This window comes from Mesorhizobium sp. M2E.F.Ca.ET.209.01.1.1 (assembly GCF_004010375.2).
In the GTDB taxonomy this organism is placed as follows: Bacteria; Pseudomonadota; Alphaproteobacteria; order Rhizobiales; family Rhizobiaceae; genus Mesorhizobium.
This window is the reverse complement of the sequence record NZ_SADP02000474.1, coordinates 1-361: the sequence shown is the minus strand read 5'-3', so window position 1 is coordinate 361 and position 361 is coordinate 1. Positions and strand designations below refer to the sequence as shown.

1 pseudogene is annotated in these 361 nt (G+C 61.5%); it reads left to right on the top strand.

Features of this window, described 5'->3' with window-relative positions:
- Positions 1 to 122 precede the first annotated feature (122 nt).
- Positions 123 to 361: pseudogene (locus EN852_RS41885) on the top strand (transcriptional regulator); the annotation flags it as partial.

Sequence of the window (361 nt, the reverse complement as noted above, 5' to 3'; positions counted from 1 at the left end):
GTGAAGACAATCGCAGAGCGGCAATACGGCACGCGCATATTGCAGTAGCGCTTGGCCCCGACGATGCACCAGCGCTCGTTTATGCCGCAATCGCGATTGGTCTTGTCGAACATAACCGTATCTTGGCTCAGGAGACGTTCGAGGCCGCTCTTGCAATCTCCCCATCGGCAGCGTGGGCATATTCTTGGGGCGCGTTGATTCTGGGCTGGGGAGGGGAAGCCGAGCGTGCAATCGACTGGGGCGAGCGGGGCATCCGCCTTAGTCCGCTCGATCCGTGGATTACGGCGGCGCTGCACGGCGTTTGCATGGGTCACTTTCTTCGGGGGCGCTATGAAGATGCTGCGGTGGCAGCGCAACGGGC